This is a genomic window from Pedobacter faecalis, from assembly GCF_030182585.1.
Classification (GTDB): domain Bacteria; phylum Bacteroidota; class Bacteroidia; order Sphingobacteriales; family Sphingobacteriaceae; genus Pedobacter; species Pedobacter faecalis.
In genome coordinates this window covers 107,125-128,367 of sequence record NZ_JARXOW010000003.1, presented here as the reverse complement: position 1 = coordinate 128,367, position 21,243 = coordinate 107,125, and the positions used below count along the sequence as shown (strand labels likewise).

Annotated in this window: 15 protein-coding genes; 7 read left to right on the top strand and 8 right to left on the bottom strand. The window is 48.6% G+C overall.

What is annotated here, in order from left to right:
* Positions 1–53 precede the first annotated feature (53 nt).
* Positions 54–1,586: a L,D-transpeptidase scaffold domain-containing protein gene (locus QEP07_RS16285; RefSeq protein ID WP_285011373.1), complete on the top strand. Its 1,533-nt coding sequence runs from the start codon at positions 54–56 to the stop codon at positions 1,584–1,586.
* Here QEP07_RS16285 and QEP07_RS16280 read toward each other — a convergent pair.
* From QEP07_RS16280 to QEP07_RS16265, 4 genes are all read right to left on the bottom strand, one after another.
* Positions 1,583–2,437: a murein L,D-transpeptidase catalytic domain family protein gene (locus tag QEP07_RS16280; protein ID WP_285011372.1), complete on the bottom strand. Its 855-nt coding sequence runs from the start codon at positions 2,435–2,437 to the stop codon at positions 1,583–1,585. The genes QEP07_RS16285 and QEP07_RS16280 overlap by 4 nt on opposite strands.
* A gap of 165 nt (positions 2,438–2,602) precedes the next feature.
* Complete coding sequence (locus QEP07_RS16275; protein WP_285011371.1) at positions 2,603–5,032, bottom strand: phosphocholine-specific phospholipase C; 2,430 nt, start codon at positions 5,030–5,032, stop codon at positions 2,603–2,605.
* Positions 5,033–5,098: 66 nt separating this feature from the next.
* Positions 5,099–6,583, bottom strand: a complete 1,485-nt coding sequence (locus QEP07_RS16270; RefSeq protein ID WP_285011370.1) for a SusD/RagB family nutrient-binding outer membrane lipoprotein — start codon at positions 6,581–6,583, stop codon at positions 5,099–5,101.
* A 28-nt stretch (positions 6,584–6,611) separates the two neighbouring features.
* Positions 6,612–9,755 carry a SusC/RagA family TonB-linked outer membrane protein gene (locus QEP07_RS16265; RefSeq protein ID WP_285011368.1) on the bottom strand — a complete coding sequence of 1,048 codons (3,144 nt, stop codon included), beginning with the start codon at positions 9,753–9,755 and terminating at the stop codon, positions 6,612–6,614.
* A 153-nt stretch (positions 9,756–9,908) separates the two neighbouring features.
* Between QEP07_RS16265 and QEP07_RS16260 the strand changes: the two genes are divergently transcribed.
* Entirely contained in the window at positions 9,909–10,526 is a 618-nt protein-coding gene (locus QEP07_RS16260; protein WP_285011367.1) for a DEAD/DEAH box helicase, read from the top strand.
* 5 nt (positions 10,527–10,531) lie between these two features.
* On the opposite strand, the gene mazG is transcribed toward QEP07_RS16260, so the two are convergent.
* Together mazG and mnmC2 are read right to left on the bottom strand one after the other, a co-directional pair.
* Positions 10,532–11,338: a nucleoside triphosphate pyrophosphohydrolase gene (gene mazG / locus QEP07_RS16255; RefSeq protein WP_285011366.1), complete on the bottom strand. Its 807-nt coding sequence runs from the start codon at positions 11,336–11,338 to the stop codon at positions 10,532–10,534.
* 8 nt (positions 11,339–11,346) lie between these two features.
* Positions 11,347–12,015 carry a tRNA (5-methylaminomethyl-2-thiouridine)(34)-methyltransferase MnmC2 gene (gene mnmC2 / locus QEP07_RS16250; protein WP_285011364.1) on the bottom strand — a complete coding sequence of 223 codons (669 nt, stop codon included), beginning with the start codon at positions 12,013–12,015 and terminating at the stop codon, positions 11,347–11,349.
* Between the two features lie 71 nt (positions 12,016–12,086).
* Between mnmC2 and QEP07_RS16245 the strand changes: the two genes are divergently transcribed.
* A complete protein-coding gene (locus QEP07_RS16245) occupies positions 12,087–12,422 on the top strand; it encodes an MmcQ/YjbR family DNA-binding protein (protein WP_285011363.1) in 336 nt (111 codons plus the stop codon).
* Entirely contained in the window at positions 12,415–13,548 is a 1,134-nt protein-coding gene (locus QEP07_RS16240) for a Gfo/Idh/MocA family protein (RefSeq protein WP_285011362.1), read from the top strand. The genes QEP07_RS16245 and QEP07_RS16240 overlap by 8 nt, the downstream gene beginning before the upstream one ends.
* A gap of 146 nt (positions 13,549–13,694) precedes the next feature.
* Here QEP07_RS16240 and QEP07_RS16235 read toward each other — a convergent pair whose 3' ends face one another.
* A complete protein-coding gene (locus QEP07_RS16235) occupies positions 13,695–14,579 on the bottom strand; it encodes a DMT family transporter (RefSeq protein WP_285011360.1) in 885 nt (294 codons plus the stop codon).
* A 92-nt stretch (positions 14,580–14,671) separates the two neighbouring features.
* Here QEP07_RS16235 and QEP07_RS16230 point away from each other — a divergent pair, with 92 nt between their 5' ends.
* Positions 14,672–16,828 (top strand): S9 family peptidase, encoded by a 2,157-nt coding sequence (locus QEP07_RS16230; RefSeq protein ID WP_285011358.1) that lies wholly within the window; start codon positions 14,672–14,674, stop codon positions 16,826–16,828.
* 54 nt (positions 16,829–16,882) lie between these two features.
* Positions 16,883–19,561, top strand: coding sequence for a valine--tRNA ligase (locus QEP07_RS16225; RefSeq protein WP_285011357.1), 2,679 nt, complete (start codon positions 16,883–16,885; stop codon positions 19,559–19,561).
* 13 nt (positions 19,562–19,574) lie between these two features.
* Here QEP07_RS16225 and QEP07_RS16220 read toward each other — a convergent pair whose 3' ends face one another.
* Positions 19,575–20,036, bottom strand: a complete 462-nt coding sequence (locus QEP07_RS16220; protein WP_256007563.1) for a type I restriction enzyme HsdR N-terminal domain-containing protein — start codon at positions 20,034–20,036, stop codon at positions 19,575–19,577.
* 57 nt (positions 20,037–20,093) lie between these two features.
* On the opposite strand from QEP07_RS16220, the gene holA reads away from it, so the two are divergent.
* Positions 20,094–21,119, top strand: coding sequence for a DNA polymerase III subunit delta (holA, locus tag QEP07_RS16215; protein WP_285011416.1), 1,026 nt, complete (start codon positions 20,094–20,096; stop codon positions 21,117–21,119).
* The last annotated feature ends 124 nt before the right edge of the window (positions 21,120–21,243 follow it).

Genomic DNA, 21,243 nt, shown 5'->3' with positions numbered 1-21,243 from the left:
AACAAAAACATCATCTTTTTTATTTAAGGTATGCTATGGGATATTTAAACAATATGAGAAGATACAAAACAACAGCTGCTATTTTTGCGCTATTTATGCTGTTCGCACTGCAGGCCTGTAAAAAGAGCCGGTCAGACATCGGAAAGGTTTTCTTTGATGAAACGAAAAACAGGATTTTTAAAAAGGTTGAAGCGGAAACCTTCGCTCAGGTCTTCAAGCAAACGCTAGAAGAGAAACGAGGCAGTCTCCGCAATCCAAAGCTGATCAGCGCGTTTTATGAGACGAACGATTATGATCCGGTGCTGATGATGAAGCACATGCCCGAGGAGAACGTTAAGGCATTCGCGGAAAGGCTGGGCAAAGCCGAAGAGCATGGTCTTGCCCCGGAAATGTTCGATGCGGCGCATATCAGCAGCTTGGTGAACAAAGTTTACGATAAAAAAGCCATTAAGTCCGTCGACGAGGCCTACCGTACCATTGCCGAACTGGAACTTGCTACGGCAAACTCCCTGATCGACTATAGCAACGCCTTGCAATACGGAATTATTAGTCCACGTCGCATTTACGCACGTTACTTTACCGAAACCAAGCGGCCCGACAGCGCGTCCATGAGCCGGGTGTGGAAGATAGATGATCTGAAAACTTTTCTCGACAGCATACAGCCTAAGGATGAAGGCTATCAGACCTTGCAAAAGGCATTGGTGAGCGGGGTTACTGCGCCGGGCATGACAGCCGAGGAAACGAAGCGTATTTTGCAGGTCAACCTGGAGCGCTTACGCTGGAAGAACCGTGAGGATGCTAAAAAGATGGTGGTGGTAAATATCCCTGATTTCAGGCTCGATGTGCTGGAAAACGGAAAGTCTGTTTTGAACATGAAGGTTTGCGTAGGGGAGGGCCGTGAAGTTGACCCCACGCAATTGCGGGAGTATGATGAAAACGATTTGAAGAAAGACCGGCCGTTTAGTCGCGAGACGCCGCAATTGGCCAGTTTGATACACAGTGTACAGGTAAACCCGGTATGGAACATACCTAAAAGTATTGCCACCAATGAAATTTCCAAGCATGCTGCGGCTGATCCTTATTACCTTGCTAACCAAGGTATTGACGTCTATGAAAACGGTCAGCGTATCGAGGATCCTGAGTTAATTGACTGGAACGACCCCGAGGCGGGTGCTAAATATAGCTTCAAACAACGACCAGGCGATGCAAACGCTTTAGGTAAAATCAAGTTTCTGTTCAAGAACGGCAGTTCGGTGTACCTGCACGATACACCGGCTAAGGCAGCTTTTAGTCTGGCCAACCGTGCGGTGAGCCATGGTTGCGTTCGTGTAGAAAAACCATTGGAACTTGCTAAGGCACTTTTCGGCAATGGCGCTAAATATGAAACCATCGCCAGAGAGATGCAGAATGAGGGTAACCCCGAAGCCAAAGATATTGCACTGCCGGAAAAAGTCCCTGTACACCTGACCTACAAAACAGCCTGGGCCGATGAAGGCGGCAAGGTTCAGTTCCGTAAGGATGTGTACGGCTTGGATGTGGTGCTCTATTCGTACCTCAGCAAGATGCAGGAAAAGCGTAAGGCTTAGTCCAGGCTCGCTGCGGATACCTCGGACGAAAGGTTCTGCGCACTGGCGAAAAGAGCTGCAGCCTGGGTATCAAGATACTTAGACTGGTAGTTCTGTTCACTTGAATTGATAAACAAAACGGTTTTCCCTTCAATGGCGTCAATCACTTTGTTTGTCAGTTCAGGTGCCACTGCCGGACATCCATGGCTTCGGCCCAAACGGCCCAGCGCGTTTATGGTACCCTGACTCACATAGTCGGCGCCGTGTACAACGATGGCCCTGCTGCGGGCATTGGAGTTAAAGCCTGCATCCATACCATCCAAACGTAAGGAACGGCCGTGCTGTCCGCGATAAATCTCGCCGGTAACATAAAAACCTAAACTGCTCTGGTGCGAGTTGCTCCTGTTTGAAAAGGCATTAGCTTTATCGTTTCCGCTTCCTTGTCCGTGCGCAACCCAGGTATTCAGCAGAAGTGACCCTTTGTCCAGGTCGACGATCCACAAACGTTTCTTTGTACTGCTCATGTCAAAGTCAGCAATGGTAAGGACGGATTTGTCCTTGCTCAGCTTCCCTGAATTTTTAAGGTTGTAAAAGCCTGTAACGGCTTTCTCGAATACCGGAAGACTTAAACCAGCCTCGGCAAGATGCGCAAGGTCGTATACGCGCTTTAGATAGGTTTGATACCTTGAAGTTTCTGTTTCCATCAGGTTCCCGGAAACAGTGTCTTTACCTGCTGTCTGTACATTAAGGGTGGTACCTGAGGTGTCAATGCCTGCGGAAGCTGCTTTTTCGGGACTGGCTGTCCAGCTGATAAACGTTAAAGCGATGGTTGTAACCAATAATCCTGCTCCTCCTAAAATCTCTCTTCTCATACTCATTTGGTTAAAAGCGTTAGCTTGTGATATTATACGTTAAATAATTCGCATTCGTATGTACGAATAGAATTGTTTTCGTTTTCTGTAACCTTGTTGATACAAATATAACGAAAACAATTCTAACTTAAAAACTTTATTTGCAAGCTATTACGCTTATATGACTTAAGCCTTGCCCATATAAGGGTCAGTAAAACTATCCTTGAGCAGCTCCACATGGCCTCCGTAATGCCGGATAAAACCGGGATGTTGGTCTACCGTTACGTTGATGTCGTACCAGTGGTGCGCCTTGCTTAAATCGAAGCTAAGCAGCAATTCTTTCTGGCCTTTTTTCATGCTTACCTTACGGTTAGCGATGTTATACATAGCGTCGGAAATATCCAGGCTTAGTGCCTCGCTGGTATTCTTGCGGGACATGCGCAGCACAATCCCTCCGGTAGGGCGCTTTCGGCCTGTCTGCTCATAATGCAGGCTGATATCCAGATCAGGATCATCAGCACTTCCCTTGTACTTCCGGTAAAATCCGTTTACACCGTACAACTGCAGGTCGTATTTTCCGTCCGCGAATGTACTGAGCGGCCATTGATAGGAGAGCGTTTCTCCGGCCGCCACGGTAAAAGGCCAATGCCTGCCAGCGCCATAGACATGGAAGGCACCGGCGCTTGCCCTGTCGCCAAAGAAATCCTTACCCGCCCTGAATGTGATGCCTACGGCTGTGCCGTCGCCGCTCAGTGCAGCCTCGGCGTAAAGCTCGTAAGGTATAGCGCTGGCAGGCTTGATGCCTGGCTCCTGTCTGGGCAGCAACGAACTTGCAGAAGGGTTTCCCACGATCTCGGCAATCTCTGTCTGACTCAGCTTTTTGAAGCCGTCTGGCAGCCTGGCGAACTGGGCTTTGTGAATGCTCTCAATGAAAGGCAATCGTTCCAGGCTTTCCGGCGCTTTAACTGCTTCGCCATGATAGGGGCGGAATACAGAGCTGAGGTCGCCACAAACACTCCGGCGCCACGAACTGATGTTATCTTCGCGTATGGCTTTTCCAGTCTTGTGCCGTAAGAACTTTTCCAGGAACTGTATACTTGATGTGTGATCGAAGATCTCAGAATTGACATATCCGCCCCGGCTCCATGGCGATACCACGACCATCGGTACCCGGAAGCCGAGGCCGACCGGACTTTCGCGGCTGGTTTGACCTTTAGCGGCATACTCTGTGCGGATATCGAGTGAGTCAGATACTTTCCCGCTTGAAGGATCTTTGGGGTTGGGAGCTACAAAAGGCGGGATATGATCGAAGTAGCCGTCATTCTCATCGTAGGTAAGGACAAATATGGTCTTCTTCCAGACCTCTGGATTTTTGGTGAGGATGTCAATGACTTCCGACAGGTACCAGGCGCCATACCAGGGCGCGCCGGGGTGGTCAGAAAAGTTGCATGGCGCAACCAGCCAGGAAACAGCGGGCAGGTTGCCGGAGTCGACATCCGATCTGAATTGATGCAGTACATCACCTTTGGGAATTTGTGCGGTTCTGGTTACACCTTTATCCTCATAGCTGATCGTTTCCAGTTTATGATAATCAGGGTCGTTTCGGTTGGTCACAAAAGCCCGCCTGTGCAGGTCCTGCTGTGCGGGGTTAAGCGATTCTAAAGGGTTTTTCTCCAGGAATGCGATTGCATCGATGGTTTCGCTGAGTTTTTTCTGCAGTTTTTCGTCAGGCTTGTCTCTCAACTGTAACTCCAGTTTGGACTGCGTTTTCCTGAGCGCAACGAGGTGTTCAGGATGGCGGCGCACATGATATTGTTTAAAAAACTCCAGGTCATTGTCGGTAAAATTCGCCAGCCAGTCGTCTTCTTCACCATCAAAGCCTACCCCCACGCTGAGTTCATTCTGGTAAACCTTCCAGTCAACCCCGTGTTCGGATAATCGTTCCGGGAATGTTTTCCAGGATACCCGTTCGGCGCCGTCTATGTCGCCATTGGATATATGCGGTCTGGCGCTTTCGTTCTGTTCTTCCCGGATGGTGCCCGACCAGAAAAAGCAGCGGTTTGGACTTGTGCCGGTGAGTGAGGAGCAGAAGTTGTGATCGCAGACGGTGAAAGCATCGGCCAAAGCATAATAAAAAGGGATATCCTCACGGTTGTAGTAACCCATAGTGAGCGGCATATCGGCATATTCCTTGTTGCCGGAGCGCTTTGCGTCCAGCCAGCCGTCGTGCATCCCGTTATTTCTGGCATCCACCTGGTCATTCCAGGAATGAGGAAGCGCACTCATCCATGTCGCTTTTGTATCTTTTATATTGAGACGGAAAGGTGCATACGTTTCTCCTTTTTTATTGCTTTGCAGCCAGACGGGATAGTTGTCTGACAGACGGATGGCGCGTGGGTTGTTAAAGCCCCTTACACCTTTCAGCGTCCCGAAAGTATGGTCGAACGACCTGTTCTCCTGCATCAGGAACACCACGTGTTCCGCATCCAGATAGGTGCTGCCGACGGCAGGGTTTATGGCGAGTGCCTTTTGGATGGCGGGAGGAAGTATACCCGCCATTCCGAGTCCGCCGGTAAGGAGGGAAGCTTTTTTAATAAAGTCTCTTCTGTTGTCCATGTCTTCTTAGTAAAGGTGCCGGGTCGCCTGGGCGCCCGGCACCGGTGCATTTTATAAAGGTACAAATTATTTCAGCCACCAAACCTGGCGGTTGATGTTATCGTTACCTGTACCAAACTGGCGTTCTATGGCTGCTGATACGTTATCGCGGTTGTTGTCGTACTCCGACTGCGGATAGATCCAGCGGTAGGGAATGGCTACGCCAGGCTGCCGCCTGAATTCTGGATAACCCGTCCGCAGGTTGTCATAGAAAGCGGTCCAGCCCGACTGGAAAAAAGTCCGAAGGTATTTTTGCGTGATGATCAGTTCAAGTTTCTCGTCAAAAGTACCAGCCTCCATGAAATCATTTACAGGCAGGTCAAGATAGGCTTCTGCGTTGTCTTCCGAAACATAGCTTGCATAGCCTTTAGCGTAGGTCTCGTAGAACTTAAAAGAGGCTTTTACGCCGTTCCGATAATGCATAGCGGCATCTCCAGACGTCCAGTTCCTGATGATGGCTTCCGCAAGGATCAGCTCCTGCTCTGCATAACCCATAAGGACCATGGGTTCGTTTGTAGGGTCGCTCGGGAAGCGATCGTTCACCTTCGATACCCTCCCTTCGGCGGCTTTCAGGTTGGTCTCTGCGTATGGTGCTGCCGGGTCGCCACCTTCGTAGGCGGTAAAGTCGTCGGTCGCCTTACCCGCTTCTTTTGCAATCTTGGTCTGCGTGGTGTACAAAAACAGTCTCGGATCCTTACGTTCCTGCAATTCTTCAATGAACGTAGATGACATGTACATACCTGAACCGAAACCGCTGGAGTTAAATTCCGGATAGCGGTTGCCCTGCTGATCAAGAAACACGAGCTGTCCGTCGTCGCCACCGCTTCGCAGCAGAGGTTCATTTTGCGCGATTTGGGTAAAAGCCTGTTTGATATTCATGTCGCCCTCGCCCTCTTTTTTCGACAAACTAATCAGCACTTTTAGCCTGAAAGCATTGATCAGGCGCCGCCATTGATCAGGGCTCCCTTTATAGATGATGTCGCCCGAAATGATCGCGTTTGTGCCTTTCAGCATACCATTGGCTTCCTCAAGCTCCTTCAGGATACCCTGAAATACCGCCTTTTGCGTGTCGTAAGCCGGTGCACGATAACCATCAGGTGATTCTCCTTTCAGTGCCTCGCTGTATGGGATATCACCGAACGTCAGTGTAAGGTTGTAAAAGTAGTAGGCTCTGAAAAACTTGGCCAGGGCAATATAAGTGTTGTCATTGATGCGTGTAGCTTCTTCCGACATTTTTGTCACGTCTCTCAATAAGGAGTAGGGACCGAAACTTCCCCTTCCCCATTTAAAGTACTGCCCTTCGCTCTCTCCATCAGTCTGTACCAGCATGCGCGTGGCGTAAAGCGGACTTGTTCCGCCAAAGGCACGAAAAGCTTCCCACTCAATCTTTGTAAGCTGCAGCTGTGGGTGCGTTTCTGTCGGCCTGTTTGGGTCGATATTCATAAGATCCTGGTCCTTGCAGGCGCTCAGGAACAACAGGGCGGCGATGATGCCGTATAGCATTTTTTTCATGTCAATGAGTTTTGATGCAGTCATCTGATTAAAGTTTAACATTTAGGGACATGCCTATGAATCGTGCGGATGGATCCTGAAGATCGTTGTCATTGCCAAAATCGGGATCGAGCAATGGCATCTTTTTCCACATCAGCGGATTATAACTGTAGGCCGACAGATGAATTGATTTGAGCGTGCCGATCTTAACAATTTTTGCCAGATCGTAGCCCACCGAGATGCGTCTTAATTTGAAGAAGGAGCGGTCGAATACATTGGCAAACTGCTCACTCTCTGATTCCATCACCTGTGCCTGGTAAGGATATACCTGACTCCAGGTTTGCCAGTTTACGGCAGTCGTGTTAGGCCTGTAAGTCCGCGTATCGGAAAGTACAACACCATTTACATCGCGCTTTAACTCGCCGCCCGTAATGACGACTCCCTTTGGTACATACACCGGTTTACCGGCAGCATATTCGGCATCACGGTATTCAACAGAATTGGGATGCTTACCGCCCCACCACATCTTTTCGATGGTAACAGAGCGCATAATGCCACCCCAGGCGCCGTCGATATCAATGTTGACATCAAAGCCCTTGATGTTAAAGCGGTTCTGGAGGCCTAGTCGCCAGCTTGGATCAAGATGGCCCAGGTTCGTGTAAAAGTTATCGCGTGTAGGCAGACCAGTATTCGCATCCAGGATCACCTCACCCGAAGCGCTTTTTTGCCATACACGGCCATAGTAGCTGTCGGCACGATCGTTCAACACCAGGTTCCCAAACTTTGCCTGGTTCTCATAGATTTCCGTAAGTCTTTTTTCGGATGTGGTCCAGTTTGCGGCCACATCCCATCTGAAGTTGTTGTTTTTAACAGCGTTGAAATTCGCCATAATCTCCAAGCCTTGCGTCCGGTAAATGTTGCCATTTACTTTTCTTGACGTAAAGCCAGAGGCTTCAGAAGTACTCAAATCTATAATCTGGTTTTCATCCTTCACATTGTAATAGGTGAATTCCAGATCTAGCTTTTTAAACAGGGAAGTTGCCAGACCAAGCTCGTATGAGGTAGATTTTTCCGGTCTGATGTTCGGGTTCACGATTCCCGAGGGGTAGCTGACAGATGGTATGGCGCCGTAAGTAAGGTCTTTATTGTAGGTAGCACCAATGCTGTAAGGAGCGAGATCGCTTGATACCTGTGCCCAGGAGGAGTATAATTTTAGGTAGTCGAAAACCTTCGGCAGAGCTATATAATCTGATACGATGGTGCTCAGGGAAGCCGATGGGTAGAAGTATGACCGGTTCTCCTTTGTTAGCGTAGACGACCAGTCATTTCTTCCGGTAACGTTGAGAAATACAGCATTAAACAGGTCGAACGTGGCTGATCCGTAAACACTTCGAATAGACTTTTGCTCATAGTAGTTGCCCGCCATTACCGGACCTTGAGTGTTGTTCAGACTGTATACAAAGGGTACGATCAAACCATCACTGGAAGCATTTTCCTGTTGGATTTCCCGGTTCAGCGTCGAGGCTCCTGCGTTCAATGTGAAATGAACATCACTGGTAATTGGCTTATGGAAAGAAGCCAGGAAGTCGAGGTCTACATTAAGCTGTTTATTATTCCACATCTTGTAATCTCCGTTCCTGGAATCGCCGTAGTTCATGTAAGACTTCGGACTTTGCATATCCTCGAAAGATTGCCGCTGCCGGCCGGAGGCCCTAAGCTGCAGATTTAGGCTGGGAAGAGCCTGCCAGTTCAGCTTAGCTAATCCGGACAGAACGTCTCTGTTCAGGCTCTGTTCCAGTTCCTCTGCGGCGAAGTATGGATTGTTGTACCAGGCGTAGTTATAGTTTGCCTGGCGATAGCCCTCCAGACCCGGAACGTATCTATGCTGATTCAGTTCCTTGCCGTTTACGTCGTCGCCCATCCATATCAGGATGGTGTACATGTGGTTTTTGGGTCCGTAGCCATAGCGCGGATAGTTTGGCGTGGTAACCTTATTGTAAGTTAAGGAGGCATCCAGCTGAAGGTCCGAGGTCAGCTTGAAGGAGGAGTTAAAATTGGCGCCACCGGTTGTGAGCGAGGTGTTTGGTACCTGGCCACGTTGAAAAGCGTATTTTCCAGAGGCATAGAACTGCGCCTTTGCACCTTTGTAGGCGACAGAGAAGTCGTTATTCGTTACTATTCCCGGCCTCAAAAATTCGTTCAGGTTGTCGTGTCTTACCCATGGTGTAGGCACACGCTCGTATTTCGACTTGTCGTCATAGATCGTACCTTTTACATTGCCCCACCATGGAATAACTTCGCCGGTCTGTTTGTTGCGAATCGGGCTGTTCCATTGTGCAACCATAACTCCAGGCTCAAACTTTGGACCCCAGATCATGTCGCCATCTGAAATACCACCATCCTCGCCGTCCCAAAACTCGTACTTGCCATTTGATCCGTTACCGTACTCAGTCTGCGTTTCGGGGAAGACAGTGAAACCGGCAGTTACCATGTTATTGGTCTTAATCCCGATTTCGAGCCCTTCCTTGTCAGCATTTTTGGTCGTGATCAGGATAGCACCGTTTTTGCCCCTTGAGCCATATAATGCCGAGGCGGTAGTCCCTTTTAATACGTTGATATTGGCAATGTTGTCTGAAGACACATCGAAAAAATCTGTCTCCACAGGTATACCATCAATGACGATCAGCGGGCTCTTACCGCGAAGCGAGAATGAGGGCGCCTGGAACATACCGGTTGGGTTATTTACGGTAAGACCAGCCACTTGCCCCGATAGTGCGTTTCCAAGATTCATCGTCTTTGCCTGCGCCAGGACCTCTGTATTAACTTCCTGGGTTGCATAGCCCAGCTTTTTCTTTTGCTGCTTGATGCCAATTGCCGTAACAACTACTTCACCAAGCGTTTTTGAATCTTCCTGCAAGGTAACATTCAACTCGCTGCGGCCGTCGACCGACAGCTCCTGGGTTGTATAACCGATATAAGTAAATGAAAGTGTCGCATCTTCAGGCACCTCAATCGTGTATCTGCCTTCAAAATCGGTGACAGCGACCTTCTTGGTGTTTAGTTCCCGGATGCTTACACCCGGAATGCCCGTTCCTTTTGCATCGCTTACCACGCCTTTAACAAGGTGCTGGGCAAACGCGGCACTGCTTAAAGTGAACAGCAGCAGGCCGAACATGAGTAGCTTTTTTCTCATAATTTTGATTGATTTGTTTGCGGCAAAACTAGAGGCAGCACTTGAAGTCTGTGTGAAGACTGCGTTATGTAATGCGGGTATGCATACCAGAGTTCTTTAAATTTCTGTTAAATTTGCCCTGTCTGCCTTCATTGGGCCATATATACCAGCAAAGTGTCACTAGAGAAACTAAAACTAACGAAGCCGCTGATCGCATCAATGCAGGAAGCCGGATATGAGTCTGCAAGAGAGATACAAGCCAAGACTTTGTCGCGCATTGTGGGCGGGCAGGATTTGATTGCACTGGCGCCCGAGGGTGCGGGCAAATCAACTGCTTATGTACTAGGCGTGCTCATGCGGATGAAGTACACTGAAGACGAGGCACCTAAAGTGCTTGTCCTGGTCCCGGATGAAACGCGTGGCAGTCAGGTTCTGGAGCATTTTAAGTTGCTGAGTCAGCGCCGTGATCTTCGGGTTATGCTATTATCTGATGCGACTGGCATGGACGATGAGATCGATGAACTTTCTGCCGGAACCGATATTGTGATAGCTACACCTAAACGGGCAAGAGCCGTTTACCTGAAGCTTGGGTTGAACCTGAATAAACTCCAGATGTTTATTGCGGACGACGCAGATGAACTGATGGCCAAGGGATTGCAGTTGCAGGTTTTTGAACTTGCCAGAAGTTCAGGGAAGTGCCAGCACCTGTTCTTTGCGCAGTCGTTTCATCCTAAGCTAAACCGGATTGTCGACGAGTTCATGAATTTTCCGGTCGTTATAGAAGCAGAATAGGAGTATTATAGTTTTTTAGCCTCGTTCCAGTAGACGTCCATTTCAGCGAGTGTCATGTCCTGAAGTGCTTTGCCTTGTTCTTTCGCTTTCGACTCCAGGTACTGGAAACGCTTAATGAACTTCTTGTTGGTTTTTTCCAGTGCATTTTCCGGATTGATGTTTACAAACCTCGCATAGTTGATCAGCGAGAACAGCAGGTCGCCAAATTCAGATTCGGCCTTGTCGAGGTCAATGTCTTTTTGATCGGCACCGTTATATTCGTCTTTAAATTCCTGGAGTTCTTCCTCAACCTTTTGCCAAACCTGTTCTTTATTGTCCCAATCGAACCCTACGCCCCGCGCTTTTTCCTGGATACGGCTTGCCTTCACCAGAGATGGGAGTCCCGCCGGCACACCGGCAAGCACAGATTTGTTGCCCTCTTTCAGTTTCAGTTTCTCCCAGTTCCGCTTCACGTCCTGCTCATCGTGAACATTTACATCGCCATAAATATGCGGATGGCGGTTCACGAGCTTATCGCATACACTGTTGAGCACATCCACGATATCAAATTGCTGGGTTTCCGACGCAATCCGGGCATAAAAGACCAGGTGCATCATGACATCGCCCAGTTCCTTCTTAACCTCATCGAGGTTACCCTCAAGGATAGCGTCAGATAGCTCATAAGTCTCCTCAATGGTCAGATGCCGCAAGGTTTCCATGGTCTGCTTTTTATCCCAGGGGCATTCCGTACGCAGGGTATCTATAACGGTAAGCAGGCGCTGAAACGCAGAGCTTGGATCAGTAGCGGTTGGCGGAGGTATGTTATTTGGCATATGGCAGTTTAAATTTTAATGGCGCGAAGCATTTCCCGCTTACCGGGTGCGCCAGGGAGTTTCTCAATATCGAACCCGAGGCTTTTAAGGGCACGTTTCAGTTTGCCTGTAATGGCATAAGTTACAAAGATGCCGCCGGGCTTCAAAAAACGGCTCGCATGTGCGATGATCTCATCGGTCCACATTTCAGGCTGGTGTTGTACAGAAAACGCATCGTAATACAGCAGATCGAAAGTTGTAATGGTTTCGTGCCTGTGAAGGTATGTATGATGGATTTTGAGACGCTGCGCCGGGATTATTTCCACGCTTTGCTGTAAAGCTTTTCCATAGTTCAGCAGCACGCTTTGCCAGAGCTCCGAAGGCACATAAGCGCCGTAGCCCGTTAGTTCAAGCTCTTCCGCGCGTAAGGGAAAAGCCTCCAGGGCCACATAATTTAACGGTACACCGGCCTCATGGGCAGTCGCGGCACTGAGTAAGAAATTAAGGCCGGTGCCGAAGCCTACTTCAAGGATGGAAATCTCCCTACCGGGGAAACGCCCGATAGCATGTTTCAGGCCCGCATCAACAAATACATGTCTGCTTTCCTGCAGTGCGCCGTGTTTGGAATGATAGTGTTCACCAATGCTCTCACTGTAAAGGGTATTCGAACCGTCGGCCGTCTGCGTAATCCTGTTCATCTTTGCAAACTTATAAAATGTGCATGAGGGTTTCACGAATAAGTTTAACTTTAGAAGTTTCAAAGCGCGCTATGGATATTGAAACATTCAGAGATCATTGTCTGGCCCTGCCCGGGACCACCGAGGGCATGAAATGGGGGCACCTCTGCTTTATGCTGGAGGAAAAGATATTCGTGCTGGTTTCGCTTGAGGACGGACATTTTTGTATGAAATGCAATCCCGAAGAGTTCGACGCTCTGGCCGCCCGCCCGGGCATCAGGCAGGCTCCCCATTTTGCCAGGCGCCAATGGATTGAGGTGGAGGGGCTGGAGGTGATGCCGGATCAGGAGCTCCTGAAGCGCGTAAAGGAATCGCGGGAGCTGGTATTAATTAAATTGTCAAAAAAACTGCAACAGAAATATGCATAACGGTATTAGGGTTAAAATATACATGCTTTTTGCCGGAATCGCGGCGATGTTGAGTGGTGCGTTCAGCAGCGGATATGCCCAGAGCTCCGCTAAACCGCTAAGACTGGCGGTAGCAGGTACGGCGCATGGGCATGTGCCGTGGATATTGAACAGGAAGGGTAAAACAGACGTGGAGCTTGTGGGCGTTTTTGAACCTGTAAAGGCGCTGGCGGAAAAACGGGCAAACAGTTACAAGCTCGATCCGAAGCTTTTCTATTCAGACCTCGGCAAAATGCTCGACGAAGTGAAACCGGAAGCCGTCGTGGCCTTCGGATCTGTGTACGATCACCTCATGGTGGTGGAGGCCTGTGCTCCGCGCGGCATCCATGTGATGGTGGAAAAGCCACTTGCAGCAAGTCTGCCCCATGCCCGTAAAATGGAAACGCTGGCTAAAAAGCACAAGATTCATTTGCTGACGAATTTCGAGACCTCATGGTACCCAAGCACGGCTAAGGCCTATCAGCTGGTCAACGACAGCAACTATGTAGGCCGGATCAGAAAAGTGGTTGTACACGACGGTCACCAAGGCCCGAGGGAGATTGGCGTAGGGCAGGAATTCTTCGATTTCCTTACCGATCCGGTAGGCAATGGTGGCGGTGCGCTGGTAGATTTCGGTTGTTACGGTGCAAACCTGATGACCTACCTGATGAAAGGCCAGGAGCCGGTATCGGTTACAGCGGTTACACGACAGTATAAACCGGAGATCTATCCTAAGGTGGAAGACGACGCTACCATTATTGTGAACTATCCAGATGCGCAATGCATCATCCAGGCCTCTTGGAACTGGCCGTTTAACCGGAAGGACATGGAGGTTTACGGCGAGACCGGCTATGTGATCACGGTCGACCAAAGCAATATGAGGATCAGGGCCAAAAATGACCGGAAAGAGCAGGCTATGGCGGTAACAACGAAAGAGATGCCTGTGTATGAAGATCCGTTTGCTTACCTGGCAGATGTACTTAAGGGTAAAATAAAAGATCCGGACTTTGGTCTGTATGCTTTAGAAAACAATATGACGGTAGTCAGGATCCTCGAAGCGGCAAAAGAGTCTGCCCGTACAGGTAAGACTGTACCATTCAAAAGGTAGGATATTACTTGTTAAACCAGCAGTAGATCTTTGTGATCCCAAGCCTTCTCATGATGTTGCCCGTTACAGAAAAAACATTTATCGTTTTCATGATTGAAGTTGTATATGTATTTAACATATTTTAACACAATTTATTGTGTTGAAACTCAATCATGAGTTCTTTTTTTTAGCCTGTCCCGCTGCCCCAGATAAAGCCCGCCGAGAACAAGTAAAGTACCAAGAAGGGTATAGATTGTAATGGGCTCGTCGACCAGCCACCAGGCATAAAAGAAACCGAATACAGGGCAGAGAAACAGCCAGAGGGAAGCCTTAACGGTATCTATTTTAAGCAGGTAAAACCAGCAGATGAGTCCGACTACTGATACGGCCAATCCAAGCCAAAGCACCGAGAAAATAAAACGGTTGTCGATGCTTACGGCCGACCAGTCGCTGAACACCAGGGTAAAAGGCAGGAGGAAGAGTCCGCCCAAACCCACCTGCCAGCCGTTGATCAGTATATTGGGCAAGCGCCATTTTACGCTGGCATAGTACACGCTGGCAAAAGAAACCGATACCATGCTGGTCATGAGCACGGCAAGTCCGAACACCGTAGTCGAGCTGTCCTGCAGCAAAGGCCAGCTGGCAACGCCGATGCCGGCCATGCCAATAACGATACTGAGCACTTCAGGCCGGGCGGGCCGGCGTCCGATGAGCCATGCCGAGATGAGTACAATGAGCAGTGGGTTGGTCGACGTAGCCAAACTGCCGATACCGGCGGCGGTAAATTTTAAAGCATAGACAAACAGTCCGAGATAAACGGCGGTATTGAGCAGGCCAAAGAGCGCGAGTTGCTTCCATTCAGGTCCGGCAGGCAGGCGATAGGAGCTGTCAGGCTTATATATGTAGCCGTAGCACAGCAATACAAGTCCCGCCAGCAGAAAGCGTACATTGGCGAGTAACAGAGGTGGTGCCGACTGGATGCCGAACTTGGTGGCGACGGCAGCAGAAGCCCATAGCATGGCGAACAGGATGCCGATTAAGATGTTTTTCACACATCAAAGGTAAGCTCCGAAAAGCCGATATTTGGTCACCATATTTTAACAAATATGGTTATGTTTGGCAAGCTTACTATTTATTCTACAATATGATCAGGAAACTCCTAGCGATTGTCCCGCTGCTGGCTGTCGCATTTTGTTCTTCCGCACAGGAAAAAAAACTAACGATTCAGGATGCGATGCTCAATGCCCGGACGGCCCTGGCACCGCAGAACCTTTCCCAGATCCAGTTTATTTACGGTTCTGAGGATTATGTATATGCCAAACCTATTGGCGGAAGCCCCGTTTGGTATTCAGGCAACGCGAAATCTGCGGAGAGAGCTTTCCTTACTCTAACGCAGTTGAATCAGAAGTTTCGTGCAGCGCAAAGGGATACGCTACAGGCCATGCCCTTTATACAGTTCAATCAGGGCGCAGACTGGGTGATTTATACCGGTACTGAAAAGATTGCGCTTAATCCGCGAAGCAATACAGTCCGCGTGCTGGTCGACAAAGACGCCGCGGCAAAACAGCATGCTGAGGAAAGCAGTGCGGGCTATGTGGCGTATGTAGACAACCACAATCTGTTTGTATCCAAAGACGGGGATAAGTTTCAGGTAACTACCGATGGCAGCAGCGACATCGTTTATGCCTCTTCCGTACATCGGGAAGAGTTCGGTATATCTAAAGGTACATTCTGGAGTGATAATGGTAAACTGCTCGCTTTTTACCGGATGGATCAGGGCATGGTAACCGATTATCCTATTATCGACTGGACAAGCATTCCGGCAAAAAATGTAAATATAAAATATCCCATGGCGGGCGACAAGAGTCACCACGTAACCCTTGGTGTTTACAATGCCGAGACCAGGGCTTTGGTTTACGTTCAGACCGGCGAGCCGGCGGAACAGTATCTTACGAATATCGCCTGGAGTCCGGACAACAGGTTCGTTTACATCGTCGTGGTCAACCGCGAGCAAAATCATATGAAGCTCAACCAGTACGACGCGCTTAGCGGAAAGTTTGTAAAGACCCTTTTTGAAGAGCGTGACGAGAAATATGTAGAACCGCTGGTGCCGATGCTATTTTTGAAAAACGACCCTTCGAAGTTTATCTGGCAGAGCAACCGCGATGGCTGGAACCACCTGTATCTGTACAGCACGACTGGAAAATTGCTGAAACAGCTGACCAGCGGTCAGTGGGAAGTGCTGGACGTAAAGGGTTTTGATGCCAAAGGCGGCAGCTTATTTTATGTGTCGACCGGAGACTCCCCTCTCACCAGAAATCTTTACGCGCTGAATCTGAAAACAGGTGGCAGTAAGCGAATTACCTCTGGCTCAGGGGTACACAACACCCAGGTAAGCAGTTCGGGAAAAACGGTGATTGACAACTTCAGCAATATTAGCTTGCCGAGGGAAATACGTTTGCTTTCCGTAGCGAAGCCATCGGATGTTAAGGTATTGCTCCGCGCAGAGAATCCTTTGCAGGCCTACACGGTTTCGGCACCTCAACTGATCACGATAAAGAGTAATTCGGGCGACGATCTGTATGCCACATTATATAAACCTGTGGGCTTTGATGCGGCAAAGAAATACCCGGTGGTGGTATACTGGTATGGCGGTCCGCATGCACAGCTTATTACAAACAGCTGGAACGGAGGGGCGGGCGACTACTGGTTCAGGTTTATGGCCGAACGCGGATACGTTGTGCTAACGGTTGATGTACGGGGAAGTGATAACCGCGGAAAGGCATTTGAGCAGTCTATGTTCCGGAATGCAGGTACGGTGCAGATGGAAGATATGCTGCGGGCGACTGACTACCTGAAAGCGCAGCCTTTTGTAGACGCGGCCAATATGGGACTGTTTGGCTGGAGTTTTGGTGGTTTTGTAACCACGAATTTCATGCTGACTCACCCTGGTGTGTTTAAAGCGGCGGTTGCTGGCGGACCGGTAATCAACTGGCGCTTTTATGAGGTGATGTATACCGAACGTTATATGGATACACCACAGGAAAACCCCGAGGGTTATGCCGCGACCTATCTGAGTAATCGTGTAGAACAGCTGAAAGGTAAGCTCCTGCTTATTCATGGTCAGCAAGACCCGGTTGTGGTGCAGCAGCATTCGGTCGACTTTGTAAAGCATGCGGTCGACAAGGGCGTGCAGGTAGATTACATGATTTACCCGGGGCACGAACACAATGTATTGGGTAAAGACCGTGCGCATTTGTATCAGAAAGTGACGGACTATTTTGACCTGTACTTGAAGTAAGCGGCATTTTATTGTTATTTTTACCGGCTAAAATCTGATACTTTTTTATTAGCAATGAGCATTTCTACTAAATACGATCCGGCAGCAACCGAAAATAAATGGTACAGCTACTGGATGGAAAAGAATTTTTTTCATTCAGAGCCTGATGAGCGCGAACCTTATACGATTGTAATTCCTCCGCCCAATGTGACGGGGGTGCTTCACATGGGTCATATGCTCAACAATACCATTCAGGATGTGCTGATCCGCAAAGCACGTATGCAGGGGAAGAATGCCTGCTGGGTGCCGGGTACAGACCACGCGTCTATTGCTACGGAGGCCAAAGTAGTGGCCATGCTCAAGGAAAAAGGGATTGAGAAGAAAGACCTCAGCCGCGAAGAGTTTCTTAAATACGCCTGGGAGTGGAAAGAGAAATATGGCGGCATCATTCTCGAGCAGTTAAAAAAGCTCGGCGCGTCGTGCGACTGGGAGCGTACACGCTTCACCATGGAAGATGATCTTTCTGAGGCGGTTATTGATAGTTTTATCCACTTGTACCGGAAGGGCTGGATATATCGTGGTGTGCGAATGATCAACTGGGATCCTGCGGGCAAGACCGCGGTATCTGATGAGGAAGTAATCCGCAAGGAAGTTGATCAAAAGCTCTATTATATTAAATATACGATCGCTGGCACCGCTGGTGCGACGTCTGAATATCTGACGATCGCGACTACCCGGCCTGAAACGATTATGGCGGACTCGGCGATATGTATAAATCCTAACGATGAGCGTTATGCGCATCTGAAAGGCAAGAAAGTGTATGTGCCGCTAATCAACAGGGAGATACCCATCATTGAGGACGAGTATGTGACGATGGACTTCGGTACAGGTTGCCTTAAAGTAACGCCCGCACATGATCTGAACGACTATGAGCTGGGCGTGAAACATAAGCTTCCGGTCATCGACATCCTCAACGACGATGGTACCTTGAATGAACTTGCCGTAATTCTGGTAGGTGAAGACCGTTTCGCCGCGCGTAAGAAGATTGCTGTGCTGCTTGACGAAGCCGGGCACCTGGAAAAAGTGGAAGGGTATAAGTCGCAGGTGGGATTTTCTGAACGTACAAATGCTGCGATTGAACCTAAGCTTTCGATGCAGTGGTTCTGTAAAATGGATCAGATGGCCAAGCCAGCACTGGAAGATGTCATTAACGGCGATATCAGGTTAATTCCGGACAAGTTCATCAACACCTACCGGCACTGGATGGAAAACGTGCGCGACTGGAACATCAGCAGGCAACTGTGGTGGGGTCAGCAGATACCAGCCTGGTACGACGATAAGGGGAATTGGGTGGTAGCTAAAACGAAAGATGAGGCGCTGGACGAATTCCTTAAGCTTAAAGACATTGACGGTGTCTTTACTGAGGAAGAGAAAAAGGGCTTTAAGCATCAGCTGGCTCCTTTTCTTACCCAGGACCCGGATGTTATGGATACCTGGTTCTCGTCCTGGTTATGGCCCATCTCGGTGTTCAATGGGTTTAAGGATCCGGATAATAAGGATATCAATTATTACTACCCCACGAATGACCTGGTTACCGCGCCCGAGATTTTGTTTTTCTGGGTGGCCCGGATGATCATGGCAGGCCATGAATTCAGAGGCAAAAAGCCTTTTACAAATGTTTACCTGACAGGTATAGTGCGCGACAAACTCGGCCGTAAGATGTCCAAATCACTCGGCAATTCACCTGATCCGATCGATCTTATAGAAAAATACGGCGCAGATGGAGTACGGGTAGGTATGTTGCTTTGTTCGCCTGCGGGAAATGACCTCATGTTTGATGAAAACTATTGTGAGCAGGGCAGGAACTTTGCAAATAAAGTTTGGAATGCCTTCAGGCTGGTAAAAGGCTGGGAGGTGAACGATCAGCTTGAAAATCCCAATAAGCAGGCTATCCTGTGGTTTGAGAACCGCTTCAACGAAGCACTTTCAGAAATAGAAGATAACTTCAGGCAGTACCGCTTGTCGGAGGCCCTGATGGCTACGTATAAACTGGTGTGGGACGATTTCTGCGCATGGTATCTTGAGATGGTGAAGCCGGCTTATCAGCATCCTGTGGATCAGGAAACGATGCAGGCGACAACTGGGTTCTTCAGTAAGATACTGACACTTCTTCATCCGTTCATGCCTTTTATAACCGAGGAATTGTGGCACGATGAGTTGTTTGGCAGCAGGGCAGAGATGGATTGCTGTATCGTTGCCAGCTACCCTGTAGCGGGCGAGGCTGATGGCGCTCTTCTTAAGGAGGCTGAGACGATCAAAAATGTGGTCGCAGAAATCCGTAACGTCCGTAACACCAAACAGATCTCACCTAAAGAGGCTTTGCCGCTCGCTATAAAGATTAACTCGGGTATGGACTACGAGAAATGGATGAATATTGTCTTTAAACTGGCTAATATCAGTCAGACAGAGTTGGTGAACGATAAAATTCCGGGGGCTGTTGCGTTTATGACAGGCGCGGATGAGTTCTTTATTCATTTGAATGAGGCCGTAGACGGGGATGCCGAACGTGAGCGTTTAAATGCAGACCTACAGTATCTGCAGGGCTTTTTGAAATCTGTAGACGCAAAACTAGGTAACGAAAAGTTCGTGGCCAATGCGAAGCCGGCAGTGGTGCAGAACGAGCGCAACAAAAAAGCAGATGCCGAAGCGAAGATCAGGATTATTGAAGATAGTTTAAGCGCCCTGGAAAAGTAAATCAGGGCCTTTCTTATAACAACGTGTACTCAGGGAGGTCGGCGACGAATGCAAAGCTTCCTTGTGTATGGTCAATTTGTGCATAGCAGTGCTTGATTCCGTTTGTAACGACAAGCCATCTGGTTTTGTGTACGGAATTATATCGTGCAGCCTGGTCAAAGGTGGCCTGCGTAATTTTTACTGAAGGGGCCTTGCATTCAACGATCATGATTTTTTCGCCCTGCGAATTAAAGATGACAATATCTGTTCGTTTTTGCAGCCGGTTGAGCTGCAGCCCGCCTTCAATCTGTATAAGTGACTTAGGGAAGTTTTTCCGGCTGATCAGATATTGAATAAAATGCTGGCGTACCCATTCTTCGGGCGTGAGAACCAGATGTTTCCTGCGTACTTCATCAAAAATGTAATGCCTGGAGTCTTTCAAGGTGATTCTGAAGGGATATTGCGGCAGACTGAGGGCAGTTGGTACAAACGACATATATTGTAAAAATAGATAAAATATTATGTAAGTTTTCCGCTATGTTTGAACAATTCTATGACTGCTGCTGAGATTATCAAAGACATCAAATCCCGAAAGTTTAAGCCGGTGTACCTGCTTCATGGTGAAGAACCTTACTACATTGATCAGGTTGTGAGTTATATAGAGCATAACGCGCTCAATGACATGGAGCGGGGATTTAACCAAACCGTCTTATACGGCAAGGATACGGACATGGTAACCATTATGAATGCGGCAAAGCGCTATCCGATGATGTCGGACTATCAGGTGGTGATCGTTAAGGAGGCGCAGGAATTGAAGTGGGCGAAAGAAGTAGAGGGGAACAGTAAGCAGGCCGAATTTGTGCTGAGCTATTTTGAAAAGCCCATGCCTACGACCATTTTGGTGCTGGCCTATAAATATGCCAACTTTGATAAGCGTAAAAAGATTTATAAAGCCATCGACAAGAACGGCCTGGTGTTTCAGTCGGATCCCGTACGCGATTACAAACTTGCCTCCTGGATTGAAGATCTTGTGAAAGAAAAGGGATATAAAATCGACCCGCAGGCGTCTGCCCTGATGGCTGAGTATCTTGGGGCAGATCTTTCCAAAATCGCTAATGAGGTGGAGAAGCTGATGCTCAATATCGGAAAGGATGTTGTGATTGACACGGGCCTTGTGCAGAAAAATATTGGGATCAGTAAAGAGTATAATGTTTTTGAACTCCAGAAAGCATTGGCTACGCGGAATGTGTTGAAATGCAACCAGGTCATCAATTACTTTGCCGACAATCCCAAGGCCAATCCCATGGTTATGGTGATGGCCAATCTGAATGCCTATTTCTCTAAAATCCTCAAGTATCATTACCTGCAAAACCGTGGAGATGCAGCCAAAGAACTTGGCGTGAACCCTTTCTTTGTGAAAGATTATGAAACTGCGGCGCGCACTTACCCGGTCAACAAAGTATTTGAGATTATCAGTATGCTTCGCGAATACGACCTTAAGAGCAAAGGGGTCGACAGTACAGGAAACACTACTGATGGTGAACTTCTTAAAGAGCTGTTATTTAAAATTCTACACTGAGGCACTTGCTTGGCCGCTTTGTAACTGTAAAGTTATATTCAGCAATTTTTTCTGTCCGCTAACTCGCTTACCTTTATGGGCTTCAAAGCCACCGGAGTCAAACCTGTGTTTTTGAGAGCACCAA